The organism is Bradyrhizobium sp. (genome assembly GCF_049691595.1).
Lineage (GTDB): Bacteria > Pseudomonadota > Alphaproteobacteria > Rhizobiales > Xanthobacteraceae > Bradyrhizobium.
On record NZ_JBAVNZ010000155.1, the window covers coordinates 1 to 2420 of the forward strand.

Genomic DNA, 2420 nt, shown 5'->3' on the forward strand with positions numbered 1-2420 from the left:
GGCCAGTCGCGCCGCGCGAAAGACCTATGCCAACGTGCCGTCGCCCTCGCCGGAATTCGACCGGCTCGAGCCGAGCATGGAGAACCGCGGCGCCGATCCCGATTCACCCTATGCCTACGACGAATCGATCGAGGAGGCCGACCGCTACGGGCCGCCCGGTCTGGCGCCGCCACAGCAGCGCGCGCGCATCGGGCAGAGCGGAGACCGCGAACCGAGGCAGCGCGCGCGTGGCGGCGCGGTGTTTCCGTTCAAGAGCGCGATCGCAGTCGGTATTGTCCTGATCCTGGTCGGTGCCGGAATCCTCTGGGGCAAGTCGGTCTTGACCGGGGTCGGCGGCCTGTTCAAGTCCCAGCCGGGCACGGCGGAAGCGCCGAGGGACAGTTCCGCGCCGGCGACCAAGCCGAAGATCGCCGATCGCGTCGGCCAGCCGTCGTCGCCCGAGCAGGTCGCGCCGGTGGCGCAGCGGGTGGTGCTTTATGACGAGGATCCGTCCGATCCCAAGGGCAAGCAATATGTCGGCTCGGTGATCTGGCGCATCGAACCGATCAAGCAGGTCGCGGCGCAGAAGCCCGATTTCGCCGTTCGCGCCGACATCGAAATCCCCGACCGCAAGTTCAAGATGACGATGTCGTTTCGCCGCAACACCGACTCCTCGCTGCCGGCGAGCCACACCGCGGAGCTGACCTTCATCCTGCCACAGGATTTTTCGGGCGGCGGCGTCGGCAACGTGCCGGGCATCCTGATGAAATCCAACGAGCAGTCGCGCGGCACCCCGCTCGCGGGCCTTGCGGTCAGGGTCACCGACGGCTTCTTCCTGGTCGGCCTGTCGAATGTCGATGCCGACCGCGCGCGCAATCTGCAACTCCTGAAGGAGCGCTCCTGGTTCGACGTGCCCCTGGTCTACACCAACCAGCGCCGCGCCATCATCGCCATCGAAAAAGGCGCGCCAGGCGAGCGCGCGTTCAACGACGCGTTCGCGACATGGGGGGAGTAGGCGGGCGGCGGGCAGTGGTCACGGGTTCCCCAAAAATCCATTGAGTTTCTGAGCCACAGCTTTCGCCGTCACCTTGTCTAGTCGTCCGGCGCGGCGTTCGATCCGTCCCGGTTCGATACAGGCAATCTTCGCGGTACGCACCACGGATGGCGCCGGTAGCCCGGCGCGCGTCAGATCGGCAATGATCACGTCGCAGGGCCAGGGTGCGTTGTCGGCACTCGTGATCATCGCGACCCAGATCAATCCGAACGGCGCCAGCCGCCGGCTGGAAATGACCAGCGCCGGGCGGCGTTTTTCGGCGAGGCGGTCGGCATAGGGAAACGGCACGACGACAACGTCGAATGCATCGATCCGAACTTGTTGCCTGCTTCGTTGCGGAACAGGACTGCGGGAATGAGTCGTTCGCCTGCTCACCGCGGCCCTTGTGGATGCGGAACGGACCATCAGGATACCCGGAACCGCAACGGGCGGAGCCAGTGACTATAATCCGTCATAGGCCTTCTCGTCGGCCTCGGACGTCCATTCCGAAAACGCCGCGAACGGGTCATCGACCGCCTCGTTCGCCTTGTCGAGCAGGATGCCATCATCGGTCACACGATAGCGCAAGGTATCTCCGGGTTTCAGCTTCAGTTTCTCACGAACCTCACGCGGGATCACGGTCTGGCTCTTGACCGACACTTTCGAAAACGCGGCTGTCTGACGGGAAACACGGTTCATACAGGTAAGTTAACTTACTAACTTACCATTTTCAAGCGGGTGAGCCAAACAAGCCCGGCGGACAGGATCGCGCCAAAGCAGGTGTGATCTTCCTGAAGCTGGCGCGGAACTGCTATGATGCAAAAGGTGTGGAGAACGGCCATGAAACGCTATCTGATCTTCGCTGCAGTCAGCCCCTTCATCGGCGGCCTGCTGCTGCTGTTTGCGACCACGGTGACATCAGGATACTGGACCGAGACCGACTGGTCGGAGGTCGGAAAGTTTTTCTGGACCTTCGCCAGGACGCTGCAATACAGCTATCTGTTCGGCATCGTGCCGGCGCTGATGATCGGCGCGGTCGATGACATCCTGCTCCATATCAGGAAGCTCAGTCCGGCGGTGCGGATGCTGATCATGGGGGCGGTCGGGTTCGTGGCGGCCGAATTGCTGTATGGCTCGCGCGGGCCGGACTCCGGCGTGGTGCAGTTCGTTCTGTACGGGCTCGTCGGGTTTGTGCCGGCGACGATCTCGTCGTGGCTTTCGCACAAATATGCCGAAGAGCCGCAGGCGGCTGCTTCCACTTGAGCCGCGGGTGCATTGGGCACCCGGCATTCCCCACGCCCTCGTTTTCAAAGGGCGGAAATTTCCGGCAAGCCTCGGGCGCATCGCGCTGCGAGAAGGCGATCCCACGTCAGCGACACGTCATTGCGAGCGACGCGAAGCAATCCAT

The 2420-nt window shown here is 63.4% G+C and carries 3 protein-coding genes and 1 pseudogene; 2 read left to right on the forward strand and 2 right to left on the reverse strand.

Going from position 1 to position 2420, the window contains the following annotated elements:
- Positions 1-994, forward strand: a pseudogene (locus WCE35_RS06880) (hypothetical protein); the annotation flags it as partial.
- Positions 995-1012: 18 nt separating this feature from the next.
- On the opposite strand, the gene WCE35_RS06885 reads toward WCE35_RS06880, so the two are convergent.
- Together WCE35_RS06885 and WCE35_RS06890 are read right to left on the reverse strand one after the other, a co-directional pair.
- Entirely contained in the window at positions 1013-1345 is a 333-nt protein-coding gene (locus WCE35_RS06885) for a type II toxin-antitoxin system PemK/MazF family toxin (RefSeq protein WP_424592601.1), read from the reverse strand.
- A 129-nt stretch (positions 1346-1474) separates the two neighbouring features.
- Positions 1475-1711, reverse strand: a complete 237-nt coding sequence (locus WCE35_RS06890; RefSeq protein ID WP_424592599.1) for an AbrB/MazE/SpoVT family DNA-binding domain-containing protein — start codon at positions 1709-1711, stop codon at positions 1475-1477.
- Between the two features lie 141 nt (positions 1712-1852).
- Here WCE35_RS06890 and WCE35_RS06895 point away from each other — a divergent pair, with 141 nt between their 5' ends.
- Positions 1853-2275: a DUF5413 family protein gene (locus tag WCE35_RS06895; RefSeq protein WP_424592600.1), complete on the forward strand. Its 423-nt coding sequence runs from the start codon at positions 1853-1855 to the stop codon at positions 2273-2275.
- Positions 2276-2420: the final 145 nt, after the last annotated feature.

Coding starts and splice junctions, on each gene's coding strand:
- WCE35_RS06890 (WP_424592599.1), bottom strand. CDS start 1,711: ATGAACCGTGTTTCCCGTCAGACAGCCGCGTTTTCGAAAGTGTCGGTC.
- WCE35_RS06895 (WP_424592600.1), top strand. CDS start 1,853: ATGAAACGCTATCTGATCTTCGCTGCAGTCAGCCCCTTCATCGGCGGC.